Annotated in this window: 25 protein-coding genes; 18 read left to right on the plus strand and 7 right to left on the minus strand. The window is 72.6% G+C overall.

Going from position 1 to position 22,461, the window contains the following annotated elements; all coding sequences use genetic code 11:
* The first annotated feature begins 3 nt into the window (after nt 1-3).
* The 7 genes from ABZ904_RS06330 to ABZ904_RS06360 all read left to right on the plus strand — a co-directional run bounded on the left by ABZ904_RS06330 (nt 4) and on the right by ABZ904_RS06360 (nt 4,814).
* A complete protein-coding gene (locus ABZ904_RS06330) occupies nt 4-168 on the plus strand; it encodes a hypothetical protein (RefSeq protein WP_360989265.1) in 165 nt (54 codons plus the stop codon).
* Entirely contained in the window at nt 165-815 is a 651-nt protein-coding gene (hisH, locus tag ABZ904_RS06335) for an imidazole glycerol phosphate synthase subunit HisH (protein ID WP_361821479.1), read from the plus strand. Before ABZ904_RS06330 ends, hisH begins: the two co-directional genes overlap by 4 nt.
* A gap of 3 nt (nt 816-818) precedes the next feature.
* The gene (gene priA, locus ABZ904_RS06340; RefSeq protein WP_359389286.1) at nt 819-1,544 is read left to right on the plus strand and encodes a bifunctional 1-(5-phosphoribosyl)-5-((5-phosphoribosylamino)methylideneamino)imidazole-4-carboxamide isomerase/phosphoribosylanthranilate isomerase PriA; all 726 of its coding nucleotides are present in this window, start codon (nt 819-821) and stop codon (nt 1,542-1,544) included.
* Nucleotides 1,541-1,933, plus strand: coding sequence for a RidA family protein (locus ABZ904_RS06345; protein ID WP_359389289.1), 393 nt, complete (start codon nt 1,541-1,543; stop codon nt 1,931-1,933). The genes priA and ABZ904_RS06345 overlap by 4 nt, the downstream gene beginning before the upstream one ends.
* Before the next feature lie 25 nt (nt 1,934-1,958).
* Entirely contained in the window at nt 1,959-2,714 is a 756-nt protein-coding gene (hisF, locus tag ABZ904_RS06350; RefSeq protein ID WP_359389291.1) for an imidazole glycerol phosphate synthase subunit HisF, read from the plus strand.
* A 212-nt stretch (nt 2,715-2,926) separates the two neighbouring features.
* Nucleotides 2,927-3,517 (plus strand): helix-turn-helix domain-containing protein, encoded by a 591-nt coding sequence (locus tag ABZ904_RS06355; protein WP_359389295.1) that lies wholly within the window; start codon nt 2,927-2,929, stop codon nt 3,515-3,517.
* A gap of 52 nt (nt 3,518-3,569) precedes the next feature.
* Nucleotides 3,570-4,814, plus strand: a complete 1,245-nt coding sequence (locus ABZ904_RS06360) for an MFS transporter (RefSeq protein WP_361821485.1) — start codon at nt 3,570-3,572, stop codon at nt 4,812-4,814.
* 87 nt (nt 4,815-4,901) lie between these two features.
* On the opposite strand, the gene ABZ904_RS06365 is transcribed toward ABZ904_RS06360, so the two are convergent.
* Nucleotides 4,902-5,537 (minus strand): TIGR03085 family metal-binding protein, encoded by a 636-nt coding sequence (locus ABZ904_RS06365; protein WP_361821488.1) that lies wholly within the window; start codon nt 5,535-5,537, stop codon nt 4,902-4,904.
* A gap of 82 nt (nt 5,538-5,619) precedes the next feature.
* Between ABZ904_RS06365 and hisI the strand changes: the two genes are divergently transcribed.
* The 11 genes from hisI (at nt 5,620) to lgt (ending at nt 14,986) form a co-directional block, all read left to right on the plus strand.
* Entirely contained in the window at nt 5,620-6,021 is a 402-nt protein-coding gene (gene hisI, locus ABZ904_RS06370) for a phosphoribosyl-AMP cyclohydrolase (protein WP_359389302.1), read from the plus strand.
* 11 nt (nt 6,022-6,032) lie between these two features.
* A complete protein-coding gene (locus tag ABZ904_RS06375) occupies nt 6,033-7,526 on the plus strand; it encodes an anthranilate synthase component I (RefSeq protein ID WP_360989278.1) in 1,494 nt (497 codons plus the stop codon).
* Nucleotides 7,527-7,704: 178 nt separating this feature from the next.
* A complete protein-coding gene (locus ABZ904_RS06380; RefSeq protein WP_359389309.1) occupies nt 7,705-8,334 on the plus strand; it encodes a TIGR02234 family membrane protein in 630 nt (209 codons plus the stop codon).
* A gap of 161 nt (nt 8,335-8,495) precedes the next feature.
* On the plus strand, nt 8,496-8,735 hold the full coding sequence (locus ABZ904_RS06385; protein ID WP_359389311.1) for an HGxxPAAW family protein: 240 nt from the start codon (nt 8,496-8,498) through the stop codon (nt 8,733-8,735).
* 102 nt (nt 8,736-8,837) lie between these two features.
* Nucleotides 8,838-9,296 carry a DUF2752 domain-containing protein gene (locus tag ABZ904_RS06390; protein WP_359389314.1) on the plus strand — a complete coding sequence of 153 codons (459 nt, stop codon included), beginning with the start codon at nt 8,838-8,840 and terminating at the stop codon, nt 9,294-9,296.
* A gap of 178 nt (nt 9,297-9,474) precedes the next feature.
* Entirely contained in the window at nt 9,475-10,284 is an 810-nt protein-coding gene (gene trpC, locus ABZ904_RS06395) for an indole-3-glycerol phosphate synthase TrpC (RefSeq protein WP_359389317.1), read from the plus strand.
* Between the two features lie 78 nt (nt 10,285-10,362).
* Nucleotides 10,363-10,554 carry a hypothetical protein gene (locus ABZ904_RS06400; protein WP_361821495.1) on the plus strand — a complete coding sequence of 64 codons (192 nt, stop codon included), beginning with the start codon at nt 10,363-10,365 and terminating at the stop codon, nt 10,552-10,554.
* A 227-nt stretch (nt 10,555-10,781) separates the two neighbouring features.
* On the plus strand, nt 10,782-12,068 hold the full coding sequence (trpB, locus tag ABZ904_RS06405) for a tryptophan synthase subunit beta (RefSeq protein WP_361821497.1): 1,287 nt from the start codon (nt 10,782-10,784) through the stop codon (nt 12,066-12,068).
* Nucleotides 12,065-12,880: a tryptophan synthase subunit alpha gene (trpA, locus tag ABZ904_RS06410; RefSeq protein ID WP_359389325.1), complete on the plus strand. Its 816-nt coding sequence runs from the start codon at nt 12,065-12,067 to the stop codon at nt 12,878-12,880. Before trpB ends, trpA begins: the two co-directional genes overlap by 4 nt.
* Nucleotides 12,881-12,999: 119 nt before the next feature.
* Complete coding sequence (locus ABZ904_RS06415) at nt 13,000-13,776, plus strand: thioredoxin domain-containing protein (RefSeq protein ID WP_359389328.1); 777 nt, start codon at nt 13,000-13,002, stop codon at nt 13,774-13,776.
* Between the two features lie 118 nt (nt 13,777-13,894).
* Nucleotides 13,895-14,986, plus strand: coding sequence for a prolipoprotein diacylglyceryl transferase (gene lgt, locus ABZ904_RS06420; RefSeq protein ID WP_359389331.1), 1,092 nt, complete (start codon nt 13,895-13,897; stop codon nt 14,984-14,986).
* Between the two features lie 73 nt (nt 14,987-15,059).
* Here the strand turns inward: lgt and ABZ904_RS06425 are convergent, their stop codons facing one another.
* From ABZ904_RS06425 to ABZ904_RS06450, 6 genes are read right to left on the minus strand one after another with little or no spacing between them, the layout of a single operon-like run.
* A complete protein-coding gene (locus ABZ904_RS06425; RefSeq protein WP_359389529.1) occupies nt 15,060-15,893 on the minus strand; it encodes a CoA ester lyase in 834 nt (277 codons plus the stop codon).
* Nucleotides 15,894-15,901: 8 nt separating this feature from the next.
* The gene (locus ABZ904_RS06430; protein ID WP_359389334.1) at nt 15,902-17,092 is read right to left on the minus strand and encodes a CoA transferase; all 1,191 of its coding nucleotides are present in this window, start codon (nt 17,090-17,092) and stop codon (nt 15,902-15,904) included.
* Complete coding sequence (locus tag ABZ904_RS06435; RefSeq protein ID WP_361821502.1) at nt 17,089-18,462, minus strand: ADP-ribosylglycohydrolase family protein; 1,374 nt, start codon at nt 18,460-18,462, stop codon at nt 17,089-17,091. Before ABZ904_RS06435 ends, ABZ904_RS06430 begins: the two co-directional genes overlap by 4 nt.
* A gap of 1 nt (nt 18,463) precedes the next feature.
* On the minus strand, nt 18,464-19,618 hold the full coding sequence (locus ABZ904_RS06440; RefSeq protein WP_359389340.1) for an ADP-ribosylglycohydrolase family protein: 1,155 nt from the start codon (nt 19,616-19,618) through the stop codon (nt 18,464-18,466).
* 7 nt (nt 19,619-19,625) lie between these two features.
* Nucleotides 19,626-20,756 (minus strand): ADP-ribosylglycohydrolase family protein, encoded by a 1,131-nt coding sequence (locus ABZ904_RS06445; RefSeq protein WP_361821505.1) that lies wholly within the window; start codon nt 20,754-20,756, stop codon nt 19,626-19,628.
* On the minus strand, nt 20,753-22,393 hold the full coding sequence (locus ABZ904_RS06450) for an ADP-ribosylglycohydrolase family protein (RefSeq protein ID WP_361821508.1): 1,641 nt from the start codon (nt 22,391-22,393) through the stop codon (nt 20,753-20,755). The genes ABZ904_RS06445 and ABZ904_RS06450 overlap by 4 nt, the downstream gene beginning before the upstream one ends.
* Between the last annotated feature and the right edge of the window lie 68 nt (nt 22,394-22,461).

A 22,461-nucleotide genomic window follows, 5' to 3' on the forward strand; every position in this document is an offset into this window, starting at 1 on the left:
TCCATGAACGGTCTGTCCACCGTCCTGATCGTCGTCGGCCTCTTCCTCGTCGGCGGAATCATCTCCTTCGCCAAGCAGCAGATGCCGAAGAGCCTCATCGTGCTGCTCTCGATCAGCGCGGGCCTGTGTCTCGTCGCGGGCGTCATGCGGCTGGAGGTGTGGAATTGAGCAGTACGGGCACGAAGCCGCGCGTCGTCGTCTTCGACTACGGCTTCGGCAACGTGCGCTCCGCCGAGCGCGCCCTCGCCCGCGCGGGAGCCGACGTCGAGATCACCCGTGACTACGACGAGGCCATGAACGCGGACGGCCTGCTGGTGCCGGGAGTCGGCGCCTTCGCCGCCTGCATGCAGGGGCTGAGGGAGGCGCGCGGCGACTGGATCATCGACCGCCGCCTGTCCGGCGAGCGTCCGGTGATGGGCATCTGCGTCGGCATGCAGATCCTGTTCGCCCGCGGCATCGAGCACGGCGTGGAGAGCGAGGGCCTGGACGAGTGGCCCGGCTCGGTCGAGCCGCTCGAGGCCGACATCGTCCCCCACATGGGCTGGAACACGGTCGAAGCACCGGCCGACTCCGAGCTGTTCGCCGGCCTGGACGCGGGCGCCCGCTTCTACTTCGTGCACTCCTACGCCGTCCACGACTGGCGGCTGGAGCCCACCAACCCGCTGCTGCACCCGCCCAAGGTGACCTGGTCGACGCACGGCAAGCCCTTCGTGGCCGCCGTGGAGAACGGCGCCCTGTGGGCCACGCAGTTCCACCCCGAGAAGTCCGGCGACGCCGGAGCGCAGCTGCTCACCAACTGGATCGGAACCCTGTAGACCATGGCCAAGCTCGAACTCCTCCCCGCGGTCGACGTCCGTGACGGCCAGGCCGTCCGGCTCGTGCACGGCGAGTCCGGCACGGAGACCTCGTACGGCTCCCCGCTGGAGGCCGCCCTCACCTGGCAGGCGGCGGGCGCCGAGTGGCTGCATCTGGTCGACCTGGACGCCGCGTTCGGCACCGGTGACAACCGCGCGCTCATCGCCGAGGTCACCAAGGCGATGGACATCAAGGTGGAGCTGTCCGGCGGCATCCGTGACGACGACACGCTGGCCGCCGCACTGGCCACCGGCTGCACCCGAGTGAACCTCGGCACGGCAGCCCTGGAGACCCCTGAGTGGGTCGCCAAGGTGATCGCCCGGCACGGCGACCGGATCGCCGTCGGTCTGGACGTACGGGGCACCACCCTGCGCGGACGCGGCTGGACCCGCGACGGCGGCGACCTCTACGAGACGCTGGAGCGCCTCGACAAGGAGGGCTGCGCGCGGTACGTGGTCACCGACATCGCCAAGGACGGCACGCTCCAGGGCCCGAACCTGGAGCTGCTGAAGAACGTCTGCGCCGCCACCGACCGCCCGGTCGTGGCCTCCGGCGGCGTGTCGTCCCTGGACGACCTGCGGGCGATCGCCGGTCTCGTCCCGCTCGGTGTCGAGGGGGCCATCGTCGGGAAGGCCCTGTACGCGAGGGCGTTCACCCTGGAAGAGGCCTTGGAGGCTGTGTCGTCATGACGTCGGATGCCGTGCGGCGGGTGCGGAGCGGAAGCCCTTGGGAGGAGACCTTCGGTTTTGCGCGGGCCGTCGCGGCGGGCGACCGTGTGCTGGTGGCCGGTACGACGGCCTTCAAGGGCCGCGTGCTCTACGGGGAGGGCGATCCCTACGAGCAGGCGAAGGTGGCGTTCACCAGCGCGCTCGAGGCGATCGCCGAGTTCGGGCTCGGTCCCGAGTCGGTGCTCCGGACCCGGATGTACCTGACCCATCTGCGGGACGTCGACGATGTGGGCCGGGCCCACAAGGAGATCTTCGACTCCGTACGCCCGGCCGCGACCCTGCTGGTCGTGGAGGGCTTCATCGACCCGCGCATCCTGGTCGAAGTGGAACTGGAAGCCTTCAGAGGCTAGAAGCAGCAAGAGGAGCCGTGGATTCATGACCCTGGCGGTCCGAGTCATCCCCTGCCTGGACGTGGACAACGGCCGGGTCGTCAAGGGCGTCAACTTCCAGAACCTGCGCGACGCGGGTGACCCCGTCGAGATGGCCAAGGTGTACGACACCGAGGGCGCCGACGAACTGACGTTCCTGGACATCACCGCGTCCTCGGGCAACCGCGAGACGACGTACGACGTGGTGCGGCGCACCGCCGAGCAGGTCTTCATCCCGCTGACGGTCGGCGGCGGCGTGCGTACGGCGGAGGACGTGGACAGGCTGCTGCGGGCGGGCGCCGACAAGGTGGGCGTCAACACCGCGGCGATCGCCCGCCCGGACCTGATCCGCGAGATCGCCGAGCGGTTCGGGCGGCAGGTGCTCGTGCTGTCGGTGGACGCGCGCCGCACGGAGTCCGGTGCGTTCGAGGTGACCACCCACGGCGGGCGCCGCGGCACGGGCATCGACGCGGTCGAGTGGGCGCACCGGGCCGCCGAGCTGGGCGCGGGCGAGATCCTGCTCAACTCGATGGACGCGGACGGCACGAAGGACGGCTACGACCTGGAGATGATCGCGGCCGTACGCAAGCACGTGACCGTGCCCGTCATCGCGTCCGGCGGCGCCGGCAAGCTCGCCGACTTCCCGCCTGCCGTCGCCGCGGGCGCGGACGCGGTGCTCGCGGCGTCCGTGTTCCACTTCGGGGACCTGCGGATCGGCGAGGTGAAGGAGACGCTGCGGGGAGCGGGACACCCGGTGCGGTGACGATGCGCCCGGCCTCGAGCCCCGGTTGCCTTCGGGCGACCGGGGCTTCTTGCTGACCGGAGCCGGTTCGGATGCGAACTGACCGGAGCCGGTTCGGATGCGAACTGACCGGAGCCGGTTCGGATGCGAACTGACCGGAGCCGGTTCGGATGCGAAAGGGAAGTTGCGCAAAATTTATTGCGCAATTTTTCCTTCGCATCTAGCCTGACGGCATGGGCGACAAGGAGAGAGACCGCCGCATCACCGACCTGGGCACCCTCAAGGCACTGGCCCATCCGCTGCGGATGAAGCTCTACCGAGGGCTGATCATCGCGCGCGCGGCGACGGCCTCGCAGTTGGCCGAGCAGGTCGACGAGGCGGTCTCCCTGGTCAGCTACCACCTGCGCAAGCTCGCCGACTACGGGCTCATCGAGGAGGCCGAACCGCGCAGCACCGACAGCCGGGAGCGCTGGTGGGAGCCCGCCTCCGACGGTGTGAGCATCCGGCACGAGGACTTCCGCGACGCCCCCGAGAAGGCGGCCGCGCACACGGCGGCGAGCCGGCTGTTCTTCGAGCAGCGCGCCGAGATGTACCGGCGGTACCTGGACGAGCGGGAGTACTGGGGCCCCGAGTGGAACCGCGCCGCCGAGTCCACGGAGTCCGTGCTCCGGCTGACCCCCGGCGAACTGCTCGAACTGGTCAAAGAACTCCAGGCTCTCCTGCGCCGGTACGAGGAGCGGGGCCGGGCCTCCGACGCGGCCGGGGACACCGAGGGCCGCGAGACCGTCGCCGTGCACGCGAACGCCTTCCCGTTCCGCATCTGATCCGCCCTCGCTCCGCGCCCCTGCCACGACCCGCGCCCTGGGGGACCCGTCGATGACCGTCACCGCCGTACGCCCGGCCTCCGCCGTGGACCGGCCCGCCCACCGCGATCCGAACGTGCTGCTCTGGCTGGGCGCGTACACCTCGGCCGCGATGGGCGACAGCGTCTACTACATCGCCCTGTCCTGGGCCGCCGTACGGGCCGGGACGCCCGCCGAGGCGGGGCTCGTGACGGCCGCCAGTGCCATGCCGCGGGCGCTGCTGATGCTCGGTGGGGGAGTGGTGGCCGACCGGTACGGACCGCGGCGGGTGGTCGTCGGCAGCAGCGCGGTGCGCTGCGCCCTCGTCATCGCCGCCGCGGCGCTGCTCCTCGCGACCAGCCCCGGACTGTGGACGCTGGGCGCGGTGGCGGTCCTCTTCGGCGTCGTCGACGCGGTCTTCCTGCCCGCCGCGGGCGCCCTGCCCGCCCGGATCGCCGCGCCGGCTCAGCTCGCCCGGGTCCAGGGCATGCGGGGCCTCGCCGTCCGGCTCGCCACCGTCCTCGGCGGGCCGCTCGGCGGACTCGGTGTCGCGCTCGGTGGCACCGCGGGCGCCTTCGGGCTCGCCGCACTGCTGATCGCCGCTTCCCTGCCGCTGCTGGCCACCCTCCGCATCGGGGTGCTCGGGCCCGACGGCATCGAGGAGCGGCACGGCGTCCTGGCCGAGTTGTGCGACGGCCTGCGGCAGGTACGCCGGAGCCCCGTCCTGCGCGCGCTGGTCCCGGTCATCGCCCTGAGCGACCTCGGCTTCGTGGGTCCGATGAACCTCGGGCTGACCCTGCTGGCGCAGCAGCGCGGCTGGGGCTCGTCCGGCATGGGCTGGGTGCTCGCCGGGTTCGGTACCGGAGCGGGGGCCGTGTCACTGCTGCTCACCTTCCGCGGACGGCTGCCCCGCGCGGGACTGGTCCTGGCGGTGGCCGAAGTCGCGAGTGCGGTGGCGATCGGCGGACTCGCCCAGGTGCCGGCCGTGGCCGCCGCGACCGGTGTCGCTCTGCTGATCGGGATGCTGTCCGGGCTGGGCGGGGCACTGAGCGGAGCGCTGGTGCAGGCCGCGGCCGGCCCCGCCTACGCCGGCCGGGTCACCGCCGTCTCCACCCTTGTCAGCTTCGGTGTCGCACCGCTCACCTTCCCACTGGTCGGCGTCGCTGTGGAGCGGTGGGGGACCGGTCCCGTCTTCGCGGGCTGTGCCGTCATCTGCGCCGTGAGCGGCATCCTGGCGCTCTGCTCGGGCCTCTTGCGCCGTGCCGAACTCCCTCGCTGACCGCCCGGCCCGCCGTCAACGGTGCCGAACACGGCGACCGGGAGCGTGTTCCAGGCGCGCGCTCCCGGCGCGCGCCTGGAACAGCTCTCAGATCCCCAGCTCCTTCGCTTCCTGCACCTGGGCGACCGCGTCCTTGTCGCCCTCCAGCTCCACGTCCGCCACCCGCTGCCGTCCCATGGCGAACATCAGCAGCTCCGAGGGCTCCCCGGTGACCGTCACGACCGGCGTGCCCCGGTGCGCGACCGCCGTCTGCCCGTCGGGGCGGCGCAGCACAAGACCCGTGGGCGCGCCCCGGCCGGTCAGCCGGGCCGTCCGCTCCAGCCGCGACCACAGCGCGTCCTGGAAGACCGGGTCCAGCTCGCGCGGCGTCCAGTCGGGCTGCGCCCTGCGGACGTCCTCGGTGTGGACGTAGAACTCGACCGTGTTCGACATCTCGTCGATCTGCTTCAGCGAGAAGGGCGAGAAGCGCGGCGGCCCGGTACGGATGAGCTGGATCAGCTCCTCGTACGGCTTCGATGCGAACTCCTCCATCACCTTCTCCAGGCGCGGCGCGAGTTGCTTGATCAGGATGCCCCCGGCGGCGTCCGGGCGGCGCTCGCGCACCACGACGTGCGCGGCGAGGTCACGGGTGTCCCAGCCCTCGCAGAGGGTCGGGGCGTCCGGGCCCGTCGCCTCCAACAGGTCGGCGAGGAGAAGTCGTTCACGCTTGGCATGGGTCGACATGCAGTCAGCGTACGACCCGGGGAAGGGTCCGCCCACCGGACGGTGGCCCGGCCCGCCGGTGCGGCGCGGCACAATGGTCCGCATGACCGGCACGTCTGACCCCAACAGGCCCAGCGGCCTGGACCCCGCCATCTCCGCGCGCCTCAAGCGCAGCGCCGACGGGCTGCTCCCCGCGATCGCCCAGCAGTACGACACGGGGGAGGTGCTGATGCTCGGCTGGATGGACGACGAGGCGCTGCACCGCACCCTGACCACGGGGCGCTGCACGTACTGGTCGCGCAGCAGGCAGGAGTACTGGGTCAAGGGCGACACGTCCGGCCACGTCCAGCACGTCAAGTCGGTCGCCCTGGACTGTGACGCCGACACCCTGCTGGTCAAGGTCGACCAGGTGGGCGCCGCCTGCCACACCGGCGACCGCACCTGCTTCGAGGCCGACGTGCTGCTCGCGGACTCCGCCCGCTGCGTACCGGCCGCAGATCAGTAGGGTCGGCCGCCATGGACCTCGAGACGTTCCGCAAGCTGGCCACCGACCGCCGTGTCATCCCGGTCACGCGCAAGCTCCTCGCCGACGGCGACACCCCGGTCGCCCTCTACCGCAAACTCGCCGCGGAGCGCCCGGGCACCTTCCTGCTGGAGTCCGCCGAGAACGGCCGCTCCTGGTCCCGCTACTCCTTCGTGGGCGTGCGCTCGGCGGCGACGCTGACCGAGCGCGACGGCCAGGCCCACTGGCTCGGCACTCCGCCGGTCGGCGTCCCCGCCCAGGGTGACCCGCTCGCCGCCCTGCGCGCCACCGTCGAGACCCTGCACACCCCCCGGGACCTCGCCGAGGGCCTGGGCCTGCCGCCCTTCACCGGCGGCATGGTCGGCTATCTGGGCTACGACATCGTGCGCCGCCTGGAGAAGATCGGCCCCGGGGAGCGGGACGACCTCCGGCTCCCGGAGCTGACCATGCTCCTCACCAGCGACCTCGCGGTCATGGACCACTGGGAGGGCTCGGTCCTGCTGATCGCCAACGCGATCAACCACAACGACCTCGAGACGGGCGTCGACGAGGCCTACGCGGACGCGGTGGCACGCCTCGACGCGATGGAGGCCGACCTCTCCCGCGCGGTCGCCCAGCCGCCCGCCGTCCTCCCGCCGTCGGAACTGCCCGAGTACACGGCCCTGTGGGGCGGCAAGGACTTCCAGGAGGCCGTCGAGGACGTCAAGGAGCGCATCCGTGCGGGCGAGGCCTTCCAGGTCGTCCCGTCGCAGCGCTTCGAGACGCCGTGCACGGCCAGCGCGCTGGACGTGTACCGGGTGCTGCGGGCCACCAATCCGTCCCCGTACATGTACCTGTTCCGCTTCGACGGCTTCGACGTCGTGGGCTCCAGCCCGGAAGCGCTGGTCAAGGTCGAGGACGGCCGGGCGATGGTCCACCCCATCGCGGGCACCCGGCCCCGCGGCGCCACCCCGCAGAAGGACCAGGCCCTCGCCGAGGAACTGCTGGCCGACCCCAAGGAACGCGCCGAGCACCTCATGCTCGTGGATCTGGGCCGCAACGACCTCGGGCGGGTCTGCGAGCCCGGCTCGGTGGAGGTCGTCGACTTCATGTCCATCGAGCGGTACTCGCACGTGATGCACATCGTCTCGACCGTGACCGGCCGGGTCTCCGCGGACCGCACCGCCTTCGACGTGCTGACGGCCTGCTTCCCGGCCGGCACGCTCTCTGGCGCGCCCAAGCCACGCGCGATGCAGATCATCGACGAACTGGAGCCGTCCCGGCGCGGCCTGTACGGCGGGTGCGTCGGCTACCTGGACTTCGCGGGCGACTCCGACACCGCCATCGCCATCCGTACGGCACTGCTGCGGGACGGCACGGCCTACGTGCAGGCCGGCGCCGGCATCGTCGCCGACTCCGACCCGGTCGCGGAGGACGACGAGTGCCGCAACAAGGCGGCCGCCGTGCTTCGCGCGGTGCACACGGCCAACCGGCTGGTGTCACTGTGACGTTCGGCCGGTGAAGGCCGCCGTGCCCTTCCGCGGTGAGCAGCCGGGCGGGGCGCCTTCGCCGTTCCTGGGAATTCCATGTGACGTTCGCGGGAATGCCATGGCGCGACAGTTGCGTGATCATGGTTTGACGCGACCCGGGTGACGGCCGGCCGGCGGCTCGGGTGATAGTAGTTGTGTGACAGCCGTACCTCATCCTCGATACGAGGCCGCCGCACCCGACCGGTCCGGCCGCCGCAGCCTCGCCCTGGCCCTGCTGTGCGGGGCGCTCGGCGCGGCCGTGGCGCTGCTCGCCTCCCGCCAGCGCTGGTCGGCGGGAACCGTGGCGGTGGCCGGCGGCGACTTCCCGCTGAAGGTCACGGGCAGCGACGTCACCGGCGTCCCCGCGGCCCTCGCCATAGTGGGCCTCGCAGCACTCGTCGCCGTCTTCGCGGTCCGCAAGGGCGGGCGCCTGCTCGTCGCCGGGCTCCTCGCGCTCTCCGGAGCGGGCACCGTCGCCGCGGCGCTGCTCGGCGCCACGGACAGCTCGGCGCTCGACGAGAAGGCCGCGCAGGCGGCCGGCGACACGGCCGCGACCGCCACCGGGCTCACGTACACCGCCTGGCCCTACGTGGCCGTTGCCGGCGGCGCGCTGATCCTCTTCGCCGGGCTGCTCGCGCTGCGCTACGGGCGGCTCTGGCCCGCGATGTCGGGCCGCTACGAGCGCGACGGCACCCCTCGTCCGCGCAAGGAGAGGCCCGTCGACCCGGACCGCCCGGAGGACCTGTGGAAGGCCCTCGACCGGGGCGAGGACCCGACAGGCGCCTGACCGCCGGCCCGCCGTCCCCTCGGCCGGCGGGGGAGAAGCGTGCCGGATGCCGAGCGCCCGGTGCGGGCCCCACCCCGAGCGCACCTCATACGTGCGGGTACGGGAGAATGGCGCCGAGCGTCCGGCTCACACATGTACATACAGCAAACGAGGAGCAAGTCATGGCGGGCAGCAGTCACGGTCACACCCCGGCCGCCTGGACCGGTGTCATCATCGCCTTCGTCGGTTTCTGCGTCGCGGGCGCCTTCACCGTGATGGCCCAGCCCATCGGCTTCTGGGCGGGCATGGTGATCATCGCTCTCGGCGGCATCGTCGGCGGCCTCATGCGCCAGATGGGCCTCGGCCAGCCGAAGCACCAGGCCCAGTCGGCGCACCAGCCCGCGCGCGCCACGGAGAGCTGAGCTCCCGGACCGCTCACGAGAGGCGGCACCGCGTCCATGAGCGCGGAGGCCGCCTCCGGCATTTCCGGGCCCGATGGGCGTCTCCACCGGAGGACCGGCACAATGCGTGGGGTGAACGCCGAATCCCCCAGCGTGACACCCGCCCGTCCGGACGCCGGAGCCGCCGCCGTATTGCGGCGGACCGCCGTTCCCGCCGGAGTGCTCGCGGGCGTCCTTGCGGCCTTCGCGTACGTCGGGGCGGTCGATCCGAACCAGCCCGGGCACTATCCGGTCTGCCCGCTGCTGCGCTACACCGGCGTGTACTGCCCCGGCTGCGGCGGACTGCGCAGTGCCCACGCCTTCGTGCACGGTGACTTTCTGACGGCACTTCAGGACAACGCCCCGGCCGTCGCCGGCTATCTCCTCTTCGCCGTGGTGTGGGTCCTCTGGGCGGTGCGCGCGGCGCGGGGACGGCCGCTGCGGATCGAACTGCGCCCCGTGCACCTGTGGAGCCTGGGCGCCCTGCTGCTGGTCTTCACGATTGTCCGGAACTTGCCGTTCGGAGGCTGGCTGCACCCTTGATCAGCCGGCGAATGTCCAGGTAGTGGGACCGCCGTCAACCGGATGCGAGACCTACGCCTTCCTCCGGATACCATCACAGTGACCATCGGTTTTCGCCCGCCGAGGCGGTCCGGAGGACCAAGGCTCAACCCCCAGTGAGCCTCTTGAAACATCAACCGTCAGGAAGGGGGCCGCTCGCGTGAGTGTGCTCGACGAGATCATCGACGGAGTCCGTGCCGACCTCGCGGAGCGGCAGGCACGCGTCAGCCTCGACGAACTCAAGGAGCGCGCGGCCAAGGCTCCCGCGGCCAAGGACGGCCTCGCCGCCCTGCGGGGCGAAGGCGTCAAGGTGATCTGCGAGGTCAAGCGCTCCAGCCCGTCGAAGGGCGCCCTCGCCGCGATCGCCGACCCGGCGGGGCTCGCCGCGGACTACGAGGCGGGCGGTGCGTCCGTCATCTCTGTCCTGACCGAGCAGCGCCGTTTCGGCGGCTCGCTGGCCGATCTGGAGGCCGTGCGGGCCCGGGTCGACATCCCGGTGCTGCGCAAGGACTTCATCGTCACGTCGTACCAGCTCTGGGAGGCCCGGGCGTACGGCGCCGACCTCGCGCTGCTGATCGTCGCCGCCCTGGACCAGCCCGCCCTCGAGTCCCTGATCGAGCGCGCCGAGTCCATCGGGCTCACGGCGCTCGTCGAGGTGCACGACGAGGACGAGGTCGACCGTGCGGTGGACGCCGGCGCGAAGGTGATCGGCGTCAACGCACGCAACCTCAAGACCCTGGAGGTCGACCGCTCCACGTTCGAGCGGTTGGCCCCCGAGATCCCCGAGACCATCGTCAAGGTCGCCGAGTCCGGAGTCCGCGGTCCGCACGACCTGATCGCGTACGCCAACGAGGGCGCCGACGCGGTGCTCGTCGGCGAGTCCCTGGTGACCGGACGCGACCCGAAGACGGCGGTCGCCGACCTGGTGGCGGCGGGCGCCCACCCGGCGCTGCGGCACGGACGGGACTGACGTGACGCCGGGATCGGTCCAGTGGCTGCCGGAACCGGCGGTCACACGGGCGGCCGTGCCCCGGTAGGGTTGGCGTCGATGATGCTTCCGATGACCGTGGCGACCAGGGACCCGTATGCCCGTCTCGCCCGTGGGTGCTGGCCGCGTGGCTGCCGTGCCCCCGCGCGGCGGGTGCACGGGCGACGGGTGCGGTATGTCATCGGTGACGAGCCGGGCCAGGTGAACGGGATGCGATGGCGTCGCCCCGTGCGCGCCGGTCACCCGCGATGAGCTGAACGGGCCTCGCCCGTCGGTTGGGGTGCCTTGCCGTCGTCCGCCCACTGCGGCCGCGGTGAGTCCGGCACCCACTTCGCCGTTCTCGGTCGCCCTCGCGGTGCGGCCATGTGCCCACGACGGTTCCGCGCCGTGGGGAGACGGCCCCATGGACAGCGCGCGCACGCTTCCGACGTCACCCGGAAACCCACCCGACCGGGGCTCTGCCCCTGTGAGGTAAGCGCATGCCCAGCGAGTTCTTCATTCCCGACCCCGAAGGTCAGGTCCCCAGCGCCGAGGGGTACTTCGGCGCCTTCGGCGGCAAGTTCATCCCGGAGGCCCTCGTCGCCGCCGTGGACGAGGTCGCCGTCGAGTACGACAAGGCGAAGGCGGACCCCGAGTTCGCCCGCGAGCTCGACGCCCTGCTCGTCGACTACACCGGCCGGCCCAGCGCCCTCACCGAGGTGTCGCGGTTCGCCGAACACGCCGGTGGAGCCCGGGTGTTCCTCAAGCGCGAGGACCTCAACCACACCGGCTCCCACAAGATCAACAACGTGCTCGGTCAGGCCCTGCTCACCAAGCGGATGGGCAAGACGCGGGTCATCGCGGAGACCGGCGCCGGCCAGCACGGTGTCGCCACCGCCACCGCCTGCGCGCTCTTCGGGCTCGACTGCACCGTCTACATGGGCGAGATCGACACCCAGCGGCAGGCTCTCAACGTCGCCCGCATGCGGATGCTCGGCGCCGAGGTCATCGCCGTGAAGTCCGGCTCGCGCACCCTCAAGGACGCCATCAACGAGGCGTTCCGCGACTGGGTCGCCAACGTGGACCACACGCACTACCTGTTCGGGACCGTGGCGGGCCCTCACCCCTTCCCGGCCATGGTGCGGGACTTCCACCGTGTGATCGGTGTGGAGGCGCGGCGGCAGCTCCTCGAGCGCGCCGGGCGGCTGCCCGACGCCGCCATCGCCTGCGTGGGCGGCGGCTCCAACGCGATCGGGCTGTTCCACGCCTTCATCCCGGACACCTCCGTCCGCCTCATCGGCTGCGAGCCCGCCGGCCACGGCATCGAGAGCGGCGAGCACGCGGCCACGCTCACCGCGGGCGAGCCCGGCATCCTGCACGGCTCCCGCTCCTACGTCCTGCAGGACGACGAAGGCCAGATCACCGAGCCGTACTCGATCTCCGCGGGCCTCGACTACCCGGGCATCGGACCCGAGCACGCGTACCTGAAGGACAGCGGCCGCGGCGAGTACCGGGCCGTCACCGACGACGCGGCCATGCAGGCCCTGCGCCTGCTGTCCCGGACCGAGGGCATCATCCCGGCCATCGAGAGCGCCCATGCGCTCGCCGGTGCCCTGGAAGTGGGCAGGGAGCTGGGCAGGGACGGGCTGATCGTCGTCAACCTGTCCGGGCGCGGCGACAAGGACATGGACACGGCCGCCCGCTACTTCGGCCTGTACGACACCGACGCGGCCGTCGCCGCGGACACCGACAGCGAAGCCGCCGAGATCGAGGGGGACGCGAAGTGAGCGGGAACATCCGACTGCTGTCCGACACCCTCGCCGCGGCCAGAGCCGAGGGGCGTTCCGCGCTCATCGCCTATCTGCCGGCCGGCTTCCCGACCGTCGACGGCGGCATCGCGGCCGTCAAGGCAGTCCTGGACGGCGGCGCCGACGTCGTCGAGGTGGGCCTGCCGCACAGCGACCCGGTCCTCGACGGTCCGGTCATCCAGACCGCCGACGACATCGCCCTGCGCGGCGGCGTCAAGATCGCCGACGTGATGCGCACGGTCCGCGAGGCGTACGAGGCGACCGGGAAACCGGTGCTCGTGATGACGTACTGGAACCCGATCGACCGCTACGGCGTGGAACGCTTCACCGCCGAACTGGCCGAGGCGGGCGGGGCCGGCTGCATCCTGCCCGACCTGCCCGTGCAGGAGTCGGCCCTGTGGCGGGAACACGCCGAGAAGCACGGGCTCGCCACGGTCTTCGTCGTGGCGCCCAGCAGCAAGGACGCGAGGCTCGCCGAGATCACGGCGGCGGGCTCCGGCTTCGTCTACGCGGCCTCGCTGATGGGAGTCACCGGCACCCGTGAGACGGTCGGCGCGCAGGCCCAGGATCTGGTCCGCCGCACCCGGGCCACCACCGGTCTGCCCGTCTGCGTCGGCCTCGGCGTCTCCAACGCCGTGCAGGCCGCCGAGGTGGCCGGCTTCGCCGACGGAGTGATCGTCGGTTCGGCGTTCGTCAAGCGCATGCTGGACGCGGAGGACGAGGCCGCCGCCCTCGAGGCCGTGCGGACCCTGGCGGGCGAGCTGGCCGAGGGCGTGCGCGGCAACGCCTGACACCTCGCGGTACTACTCATGTGGGCGAAAGTCCCCCATGACGAAAAAATCGCTCACCCGAACGGGTGGACCTGGGGCCGGGGAGGCGCGCTGCGCCTCCCCGGTTCGTTCTGCCACATGTGAGCGAGAAGAACCGTGATGGAAAGCGCGCAGCCCGTGAGCGGCTGGTGGTCGAGCGAGAGAAGCGCAGGACTGCGGAGAAGCGCCGCCGGACGCTGATCGTGGGCGCCTCGATCGTCTGTGTCCTGGCCCTGGCGACAGTGGTGGGCGTCCTCGCGGCGAACGCCGGCAAGAGTGGCAAGAGCGGCGCCTCGGGCCCCGCCACCGCACCCTCGGGGGCGACGGGCAAGGACGGCCTGGCGATCCCGGTCGGCCAGGACACCGCCAAGTCGACCCTCACGGTCTGGGAGGACTTCCGCTGCCCGGCCTGCCAGGCCTTCGAGACCGCCTATCGCCCGACCATCCACGAGTTGGTCGACGCCGGCCACCTGAAGATCGAATACCACCTCGTCACGCTCATCGACGGGAATCTGGGCGGCAGCGGCTCGCTCCGCGCGGCCAACGCGGCGGCCTGTGCGCAGGACGCCGGGAAGTTCTGGGACTACCACGACGTGCTGTACCAGAACCAGCCCAAGGAGACGCAGGACACATACGCGGACAACGGCAAGCTCCTCGAGCTGGCGGACAAGGTCCCGGGGCTGAGGACCCCCGAGTTCGAGAAGTGCGCCAAGGACGGTACGCACGACAGCTGGGTGACCAAGTCGAACGCCGCGTTCCAGAGCGGCGGCTTCAGCGGTACGCCGACCGTCCTCCTCGGCGGGAAGGACATCTACGCGGACCGGACGATGACACCGGCCAAGCTGAAGCAGTTGGTGGAAGCAGAGAACAAGTCCTGAGGCGCCTGTGGTCCAGTGACGCCCCCGGTGCCACGGCACCGGGGGCGGTCTACGTTATGGACCCGTAGCCCGGTGGGTTGCCACGCTGCGTGTCCGGCAAGGTAGCGTCGTTCCTGCCATGGAACTTGCCTACATTCCCAGCCCCTCGCGCGGAGTGCTGTACCTCGGCCCCATTCCGCTGCGCGGCTACGCCTTCTGCATCATCATCGGAGTCTTCGTAGCCGTGTGGCTCGGCAACAGGCGCTGGATCGCCCGTGGCGGCCGGTCCGGCACGGTGGCCGACATCGCGGTCTGGGCCGTGCCCTTCGGACTCGTGGGCGGCCGGCTCTACCACGTGATCACGGACTACGAGCTGTACTTCAGCGACGGCCGTAACTGGGTGGACGCGTTCAAGGTCTGGCAGGGCGGACTCGGCATCTGGGGAGCCATCGCGCTCGGGGCGCTCGGCGCCTGGATCGGCTGCCGGCGCCGGGGCATCCCGCTGCCCGCCTACGCGGACGCCGTCGCGCCCGGCATCGCCTTCGCGCAGGCGATCGGCCGCTGGGGCAACTGGTTCAACCAGGAGCTGTACGGACGGCCGACGGATCTGCCCTGGGCGCTGCACATCACCTCGTCGACGGACGGCCGGGTGCCGGGCTACTACCACCCGACGTTCCTGTACGAGTCGCTGTGGTGCATCGGGGTCGGACTCCTGGTGATCTGGGCCGACCGCCGCTTCAAGCTGGGCCACGGGCGGGCGTTCGCACTGTACGTGGCCGCCTACTGCGTGGGCCGCGGCTGGATCGAGTACATGCGGGTCGACGACGCGCACCACTTCCTCGGCCTGCGGCTGAACGACTGGACCGCGATGCTCGTGTTCCTGCTCGCCGTGGCCTACATCGTGGTGTCGGCGCGGCTGCGGCCGGGCCGGGAGGAAATCGTGGAGGCGGGCCTGAGCACCGACGGCGCTGCCCCCGCGAGCGACGAGGGCTCCGCCGAAGGGGAGCCGGAGAAGAAGGCCGGGTCCGAGCCGGAGGACGCGGAGCCCGCCGCCACGGAGACGGAGGCGGCGCGGACCACCGAGGACCCGGAGGCGGCCGACAAGTCTGCGGCCGCCGAGGACTCCGGGGCCGCCGGGGTTTCCGAGAAGGCCGACGACTCCGGGACGACCGGGGCTTCCGAGACGTCGAAGCCGTCGAAGGACGAAGCGGGGTCGGCGAAGAAGGCCTGAGCGTCCGTACATCGCCGGGGGCGCCGTATCGCCGGATACGGCGCCCCCGGCGTGTTCAGGACGCTCCGGGCCCTCAGCGTCTTCTGCGGGCCAGTGACAGCGTCCGCTGTGCCTCCCTGACCACCGCCGTGTCGATGAAGCGGCCGTCCGGGAGCGCCTGGGCCCCCGGCTCCCTGGCCGCCGCCTTCAGGATCTCCTCGGCACGGGAGATCTCCCCCGCGGTGGGCGCGTAGGCGCGTTCGATGACCGGGAGCTGGCGCGGGTGGATCGCCGCGCGGCCCAGAAAGCCCAGCGCGCGGCCGTGGGCGCAGGACGCCGCCAGGCCCTCGAGGTCCCGGGTGTCCGGGTAGACCGACTGGGACGGCGGAGGCAGTGCCGCCGCGCGTGCGGCCACCACCACGCGCGCCCGTGACCAGTCCAGTCCCGCGTCCTCCCGTACCCCGAGGTCCGCCCGGAGGTCGGCCTCACCCAGGGCGATGCCCCGCACAGCCGGATGGGCCGCCGCGATCGCGAACGCCCGCTCCACACCCAGAGCCGTCTCCAGAAGGGCGTAGAGAGCGATCGCCCCGCCCTCCGCGCGGGCGGTGCCTTCCGCCACCCGGACCACTTCCGACGGCGAGGTGACCTTGGGCAGACGCAGACCCGCCAGGCCGGGCAACGTTGTCAGCGCCGCGAGGTCCGCCTCCGCCCAGGGACTGTCCAGCGCGTTCACCCGTACATGGACCGGCACCGGCGGGCGCTCGGCCAGCCGTTCCGCGGTCGCCGCACGCGCGTATCCCTTGCGGTCCGGGGCGACCGCGTCCTCCAGGTCGATCAGCACCACGTCCGCCCCGGACACCAGCGCCTTGCCGACCACCTCCGGACGGTCGCCGGGAGCGTAGAGCCAGGTCAGAGGGGGGAAGGCCAGATTTCCCGTCACAGGGCGCCCTCCGTCTGCAGGGCGGCGATCTCCTGGTCCGAAAGGCCCAGCTCGGTCAGGACCGCCCTGGTGTCCGCGCCGTGCGGACGGCCCGCCCAGCGGATCGCGCCAGGCGTCGCGGACAGCCGGAAGAGGACGTTCTGCATACGCAGCCGGCCCAGTTCCGGGTCGTCGGGAATCGTGGTGATCGTGTCCAGTGCCGCGTACTGGGGGTCGGTCATCACGTCCTGGACGTCCTGCACCGGTGCGACCGCAGCCTCCGCCGCCTCGAACGCCTTCAGGACCTCCGCACGCGGACGGCGGGCGATCCACTCGCCGACCGCCTCGTCGAGCACGTCGGCGTGCCGGGCCCGCTCCGCGCCCGTCGCGAACCACGGCTCCTCGACCAGCTCCGGGCGGCCGACCAGGCGCATCACCCGCTCGGCGACGGACTGCGCGGACGTGGAGACGGCGACCCAGCCGCCGTCCGCCGTGCGGTAGGTGTTGCGCGGGGCGTTGTTCTGGGACCGGTTGCCGGTGCGCCGCTGGACGTGACCGAGCTGGTCGTACCAGATGGGCTGCGGCCCGAGGACCGTGAGGATCGGCTCGATGATCGCCATGTCCACCACCTGGCCCGTGCCCGTGCGGTCCCGGGCAGCGAGGGCCGTCATCACCGCGTACGCGGTCGCCAGTCCCGCGATCGAGTCGGCGAGCCCGAACGGCGGGAGCGTCGGAGGCCCGTCCGGCTCCCCGGTGATGGCCGCGAACCCGCTCATCGCCTCGGCGAGCGTGCCGAAGCCGGGGCGGCGCGCGTACGGTCCGAACTGACCGAAGGCGGTCACCCGGGCCAGGATCAGTCGGGGGTTCGCCGCTGACAGCTCGTCCCAGCCCAGGTCCCATTTCTCCAGGGTGCCGGGGCGGAAGTTCTCGACGATCACGTCGGCGGTGCCGGCGAGCCGCAGCAGCGTCGTGCGGCCGCCGGGCTTGGAGAGGTCGAGTGTCATCGTGCGCTTGTTGCGGCCGAGCAGCTTCCACCACAGACCCGTCCCGTTCTTCGACGGGCCGTGGCCGCGGGAGGGGTCCGGTTTGGCCGGGTGCTCGACCTTGATGACCTCGGCGCCGAAGTCGCCGAGCAGGGTGGCGGCGAGGGGACCGGCGAAGAGGGTGGCGAGATCGAGCACGCGCAGGCCGGTGAGGGGTGCGGTCATGAGCGGTGGGTTTCCCGGTGGGTGAGGTGGGCCAGGGCGTCGAAACCGATGCCGTTGAAGTCGCCGACGGATGTGGCCAGCCGGTTCTTGAGGGGGGTCGTCCAGCGGTTGGGGAGCCGCCTCGGGTGTCCGGCGAGCAGGCCCGCGACGCTGCCCGCCGTCGCACCGTTCGAGTCGGTGTCCCAGCCCCCGGACACGGCCCCGCAGACGGAGCCGGTGAAGTCGCCGTCGGCGTGGGTGAGCGCGGCGGCGATCAGGGCGGTGTTGGGGACGGCGTGCACCCAGTGGTACGTGCCGTGGACGGCGTGGAGTTCGTCGACGACGGCCTCGAAGTCCCGGGTCGAGCCGGCCAGCCGGATCGCCTGGCGGACGGCCCGGGCCAGACGCGAGGCGGGCGGGACGACGGTGAGACCGGTGGTCAGGCAGTGGTGCACGTCGTGGGCGCCGGTGGCCGCCTCGGCAATGGTGGCCGCGGTGAACATCGCGGCGTAGACGCCGTTCGCGGTGTGCGTGAGAGTCGCGTCGCGATGGGCCTGTTCGGCCGCGGTCACCGGATCGCCGGGGTTCGTCCAGCCGTGGACGTCGGCGCGGATAAGGGCGCCGATCCACTCGCGGAACGGGTTGCGGTGGCGGGCCGTGTGCGGGGGTTCGATGCCGGAGAGAAGGTTGCGGTAGGCGACGCGTTCGGCGGTGAAGGTCCGGCCGGCGGGGATCTCGTCGAGCCAGAGCCGGGCCACGTCGACGGTGGTGAAGGCCCTGCCGTGGCGAGCGAGCAACAGCAGGTTGAGCAGGGGGTAGTTGAGGTCGTCGTCCTCGGGCATCCCGTCGATGTTCTCGGCGAGGGAGGTGGTGGCGGAGCGGCGGTTCCAGGGGTGTGCGGCGAGCAGGTCCTCGGGGACTCCGTGAGCCGTGAACCATGTGGATAGGGGCCAGTTGCCGGTGGCTCGGGCCAGTTGACGGATAGCGTCCAAGGGCAGTTTCTCCACGGGTTTGCCGAGGAGGCAGCCGGCGGCCCGGCCGAGCCAGGCGGCTTCCAGGCGGGCCTCCGAAGCCGGTCCGGCGGCATGCGCGTCCGTGGTCCGGGAGCGAGGCCACGCCGGGCACAGCGCCTTGATCCGTTCCAGGTCCGTCGGCTCGTGCTCCGCCAGCCCGCTCGGCAGATCCGCGAGTTCGTCCAGCAGGTCGTTGGCGAGCAGCCGCAGGTACGGCGACGCCGGCTCCGGTGACGCGCCTGCCCGCCGCGGGGCCAGTGGGCCGCGTGCCGCCGCCCACCGCGCCGCGACGGCCGACGGCTCCCGGCCGTCCTCTTCCGCCTGGCGCAGTTCATGCCCGAGGAGGTCCTCCGGCTGGACCCAGGTCAGTCGGAGCACCTCAGCCTCCGATCCCGGCGAACGCCGCCTCGTGGGCGCGGCGGCGGCTCACGTCGCGGGCGAAGATCTCGCGGGTGACCTCGGTGAGGGTCAGTGCCGGGGCGTGCAGGTCCAGACGGCTCGCCTCCGCCACCGCCTTCGCCCAGTACTCGGGGACCTCCGAGCCCAGGGCGCCGGTGATCGCCCCCGCCATCGTCGCGGTGGAGTCGCAGTCCCGGCCGTAGTTCACCGCGCCGAGCACCGCGTGGCGGTAGTCGCCGCGGGCCACGATCATCATGCCCAGCGCCACCGGGAGTTCCTCGATCGTGTGCAGCCGCGAGGGGCGGCGGGCACCGAGGGACGGCGCGCGGTAGTCGGGGCCGACCGTGTCGTACGGCGCCACCGCCTCCCGCAGCGGCCGGAGTGCCGATTCGAAGTCCGAGTAGCGGGAGGCCGCGTCGCAGACCGTCTCGATGGCGGCGCGTGTCCCGTCCTTCGCGAGGGACAGGCATGCGGCGACGACCGAGTCGGGGGTCGCGCCCGGCTCGCACGCCGCGGCCACGGCCGCCGCGAAGACACCGGCCGCCTCCCTGCCGTACGACGACTGGTGCGCCCCCGCCACGTCCAGTGCCTCGGCGTACGCGCCCGCCGGATTGGCCGCGTTGACCAGGCCGACCGGCGCCATGTACATCGCGGCACCGCAGTTGACGATGTTGCCGACGCCTGCCTCGCGGGGGTCGGCATGGCCGTAGTGCAGCCGGGCCACCAGCCACTTCTCCGCGAGGAAGATCCGCTGGAGGGGGATCGCCTCCGTCTCCAGCTCCGGGATCCAGCGCGGATTCGTCATCAGGTCGGGGACCAGGTGCCGGGCGACCGCGTACGCGTCGAGGTGGTCGCGGACGGCCGCGTACACCCGTACCAGCGCATGGGTCATGAGTGTGTCGTCGGTGATGTGACCGTCGCCCTTGTGGTACGGGGCGACAGGGCGGGCCGTGCGCCAGTCGTCGCCGTGCCAGGGCCCGACGATCCCGTGCACGCGTCCGCCGTGCCGTTCGGCGATCTGGTCGGGGGAGTAGCCCTCGACGGGCCCGCCGAGGGCGTCGCCGACGGCGGCGCCGACCAGGGCGCCGGTGATGCGTTCGTCCAGAGGGACCGTCTCGTCAGAAATGGGCGTCATGTCCGAATCATCCACCTGGGCCGGTCAGTTCCGTCGTCTCCAGCAGTTCGGCGAGGTGTACGAGGTCGGTCCCGGTGAGCCGGGGCAGCGCGCAGCCGGAGAGGGTGCGGCAGGCGTCCCGCCAGGCGGACGGCACCGTCTGGCCGCCGCCGAGTGCCCCGGTGAGCGCGCCCGCGAGGGCCGGGGCGGAGTCGGCGACCCTCGACAGGCAGGCCGCGGCGGGCACGGCCTCGGCGATCCGGCCGCGCGCGGCCGTGGCCAGGGCGAGTGCGACCGGGACCGTCTCCGCGGCCGCGATGCCGTAGCTGTAGACGTGGTCGACGATCTGGTGCTCCAGTTGCGGGACCACCGGGAAGGCCCCGTCGCTGTCACGGGCCAGCTTCAGGGCGTGCCGGGCGTTGCGCCCGATCTCGGTGGACTCGGGAAGCTCGGCGAGTGCGGCGGCCACACACGCGTCCACGGGCTCACCGCTGAGGGCGAGCGAGAGTGCCGCGGCCATGGCGCGGGCACCGTGCACCCCGTCGCCGTCCTGGGTGTAGCGGGCGTCGAACTCGGCCAGTTCGGCGGCGAGCCGGGGCTCTCCGGGGTGCGCCACGGCGAGAACGCAGGCCCGGACGCAGGCCGCGTCGTCGAAGTAGTGCGGATTGTCGTGGCCGGTGGCGGGCGGGCGCAGACCGGTGGCGAGGTTGCCGAGACCCGCGCGTACGGAGATACGGGCGCGCAGCGTCAGCCGTGCCGACTCGACCTCGGGGGCCCGGTCGGCCGCGGCGGAGACCTCGCCGGCGATCTCGTTCCAGGACAGATCGATGGCCGCGCGCATCCTGCGCTGCCGGTCCAGGTCGCCGAGCGCGCTGCCGTCCCCGGCCCGCAGCACGGCATGAGCCGCGAACGCCGCCCACTCGGCGTCGTCCGAGGGCCCGAGCCTGAGCGGCTCCGGCGGCTGGTTGAGGGCGATCGGGACCGGCAGCGTGGTGGTCGCGTTCTGCTCCGCGAAGGTGTCCAGCTCCCGTGTCAGCCGCCGGGTCCACTCGGGCATACGGGCGGCCCGGTGCCGGGCGGCGGGCCATCCGGCGGCGTCGCCCGCGGCGAGCCCGAGCAGGAGGCCTTCGATACGACGCGGGGCCGCGGAGCCGCTCACGGCTTGACCTCGCCCTCGTCCGGGACCTCCACGTACGCCGCCACCTCGCGGACCGTGGGACCGGACTGCCTTCGCGGGACGCGCGCCGCGGGGCCGCGAGGGGGGAGGGGGCCGCCGGGGCGTGCGGCGCGGCCGTGACTCGCGGGGTCGGCCGCCGGGGCGGGATCGCCGGGTTCCGTGGGATCGCCGGGTTCGGTGAGGTCGCGGACGGGTTCCGAAGGATGCCCGGGTTCCGTGAGACCGATGGGTTTTTCGGGCTCTATGGTGCCGATGGGTTCTGCGGGATCCCCGGGTTCAACGAGGCTGACGGGTTTTCCGGGCTCTTTGGTGCCAAGGGGTTCTTCGCATTCTCCAGCACCGACGAGTTCTGTGTGTTCGTCGGGTTCCGCGGTGCCCGCCGGTGGCGTGGGGCCGCCGCGGCGCGCGGGGTCGGCCCGTCGTGTGCGGCCGGTTCGCCGCGCCGGATTCCCCGGCCCCGCCGGACCGCGGTCCCGCACCGCATCGCCGGCCCGCACCGTGTCCCCGCGCCGCGCGGGGCCGCCCTCGCGCCGGGCGTGGCCCTCGCGGCGTACCCGGCCGCCGGGTCGTACGCCTGTCCCCCTGCCCCACAGCCCCGCGATGGCCGCTCCCCACTTCCCGTCCCCGTCCTCGGGCGTCAGCAGTTCCGCCACGTCCAGGACGTGGTGGCCTTCCATGGAGGGCAGACAGCTCCCCCGCGCCGGGCCGATCGCCGCCGCCCATTCGGCCGGGATCGCGGAGATCCCGTGGGTCGCGCCCGCGAGGGCGCCCGCGACCGCCGCCGTGGTGTCGGCGTCACGGCCCATGTTGACCGCCGTGAGCACCGACTTCGTGAAGTCGCCGTCGGCCGCCGCGTACGCGCCGAAGGCCAGGGCCACCGCCTCCGGGGCGAGGTCGGTCCAGGGGTAACCGCCGATCACGACCGCGGAGCGCACCGCGCGGGCGCCCCGGTGGGCGGCGGCGACTGCGCGGCGCAGGGAGCGGGCCGTCCACGAGTCGTCGGGGACCACCGCGAGGGCCGAGGCCACCACGGCGACCGTGGGCGCGCCCGCCATCGCCGCCGCGACCCCGGCGGCGACCGCCTGGCCGCCGTAGATGCCCTCTCCCTCGTGACTCACCGAGCCGTCGATCGCCACCAGCCGGGCCGCCTCCGCGGGACGGCCCGCGGCGAAGACGCCGAAGGGCGCCGCACGCATGGCGAGACCGTCGCTCCAGGCGTGCCGGTGCTGCGCCGTGATGGGCGCGGCAAGGCCCCGGCGGAGGTTCTCCAGCGTGCCCCGCTCACTGAACCCCGCACCGCGGAACGGCCCCTCGTCCCGGTCCGCGATCCACTGGTGCCAGGCCGCCTCCACATGCGCCACGGTCAGCGCCGAGCCGTGCCGGGCGAGCAGCAGCCCCGAGAAGATCGCGTACTCGGTGTCGTCCGTGCCGGAGGGCCGCTCGGCCACATAGCCGGTGATGCGGCCCCAGCGGGCGCGGATCTCGGACGGCCTGAGGTTCTCGGCGGGAGCCCCCAGCGCGTCCCCCACGGCGAGGCCGAGCAGTGCGCCGCGCGCCCGTTCGCGCAGTCCGGCGGCGTCGCCGGGCGCCGGGGCCGGGGGAATGCAGGCGATGGCCATATGGTGCCTCTCCTTTCGGGCACCCCCCTGTTCCGGGGTGTGGAACCCCTTTGCGGATCTGTGCCACG

This window comes from Streptomyces sp. NPDC046900 (assembly GCF_040644975.1).
In the GTDB taxonomy this organism is placed as follows: Bacteria; Actinomycetota; Actinomycetes; order Streptomycetales; family Streptomycetaceae; genus Streptomyces.

Bases quoted from the DNA above. Each gene is read 5' to 3' on its own strand.
- ABZ904_RS06330 (WP_360989265.1), top strand. From the start codon at position 4: ATGAACGGTCTGTCCACCGTCCTGATCGTCGTCGGCCTCTTCCTCGTC.
- priA (WP_359389286.1), top strand. From the start codon at position 819: ATGGCCAAGCTCGAACTCCTCCCCGCGGTCGACGTCCGTGACGGCCAG.
- ABZ904_RS06345 (WP_359389289.1), top strand. From the start codon at position 1,541: ATGACGTCGGATGCCGTGCGGCGGGTGCGGAGCGGAAGCCCTTGGGAG.
- hisF (WP_359389291.1), top strand. From the start codon at position 1,959: ATGACCCTGGCGGTCCGAGTCATCCCCTGCCTGGACGTGGACAACGGC.
- ABZ904_RS06355 (WP_359389295.1), top strand. From the start codon at position 2,927: ATGGGCGACAAGGAGAGAGACCGCCGCATCACCGACCTGGGCACCCTC.
- ABZ904_RS06360 (WP_361821485.1), top strand. From the start codon at position 3,570: ATGACCGTCACCGCCGTACGCCCGGCCTCCGCCGTGGACCGGCCCGCC.
- ABZ904_RS06365 (WP_361821488.1), bottom strand. From the start codon at position 5,537: ATGTCGACCCATGCCAAGCGTGAACGACTTCTCCTCGCCGACCTGTTG.
- hisI (WP_359389302.1), top strand. From the start codon at position 5,620: ATGACCGGCACGTCTGACCCCAACAGGCCCAGCGGCCTGGACCCCGCC.
- ABZ904_RS06375 (WP_360989278.1), top strand. From the start codon at position 6,033: ATGGACCTCGAGACGTTCCGCAAGCTGGCCACCGACCGCCGTGTCATC.
- ABZ904_RS06385 (WP_359389311.1), top strand. From the start codon at position 8,496: ATGGCGGGCAGCAGTCACGGTCACACCCCGGCCGCCTGGACCGGTGTC.
- ABZ904_RS06390 (WP_359389314.1), top strand. From the start codon at position 8,838: ATGCGTGGGGTGAACGCCGAATCCCCCAGCGTGACACCCGCCCGTCCG.
- ABZ904_RS06400 (WP_361821495.1), top strand. From the start codon at position 10,363: ATGATGCTTCCGATGACCGTGGCGACCAGGGACCCGTATGCCCGTCTC.
- trpB (WP_361821497.1), top strand. From the start codon at position 10,782: ATGCCCAGCGAGTTCTTCATTCCCGACCCCGAAGGTCAGGTCCCCAGC.
- lgt (WP_359389331.1), top strand. From the start codon at position 13,895: ATGGAACTTGCCTACATTCCCAGCCCCTCGCGCGGAGTGCTGTACCTC.
- ABZ904_RS06430 (WP_359389334.1), bottom strand. From the start codon at position 17,092: ATGACCGCACCCCTCACCGGCCTGCGCGTGCTCGATCTCGCCACCCTC.
- ABZ904_RS06440 (WP_359389340.1), bottom strand. From the start codon at position 19,618: ATGACGCCCATTTCTGACGAGACGGTCCCTCTGGACGAACGCATCACC.
- ABZ904_RS06450 (WP_361821508.1), bottom strand. From the start codon at position 22,393: ATGGCCATCGCCTGCATTCCCCCGGCCCCGGCGCCCGGCGACGCCGCC.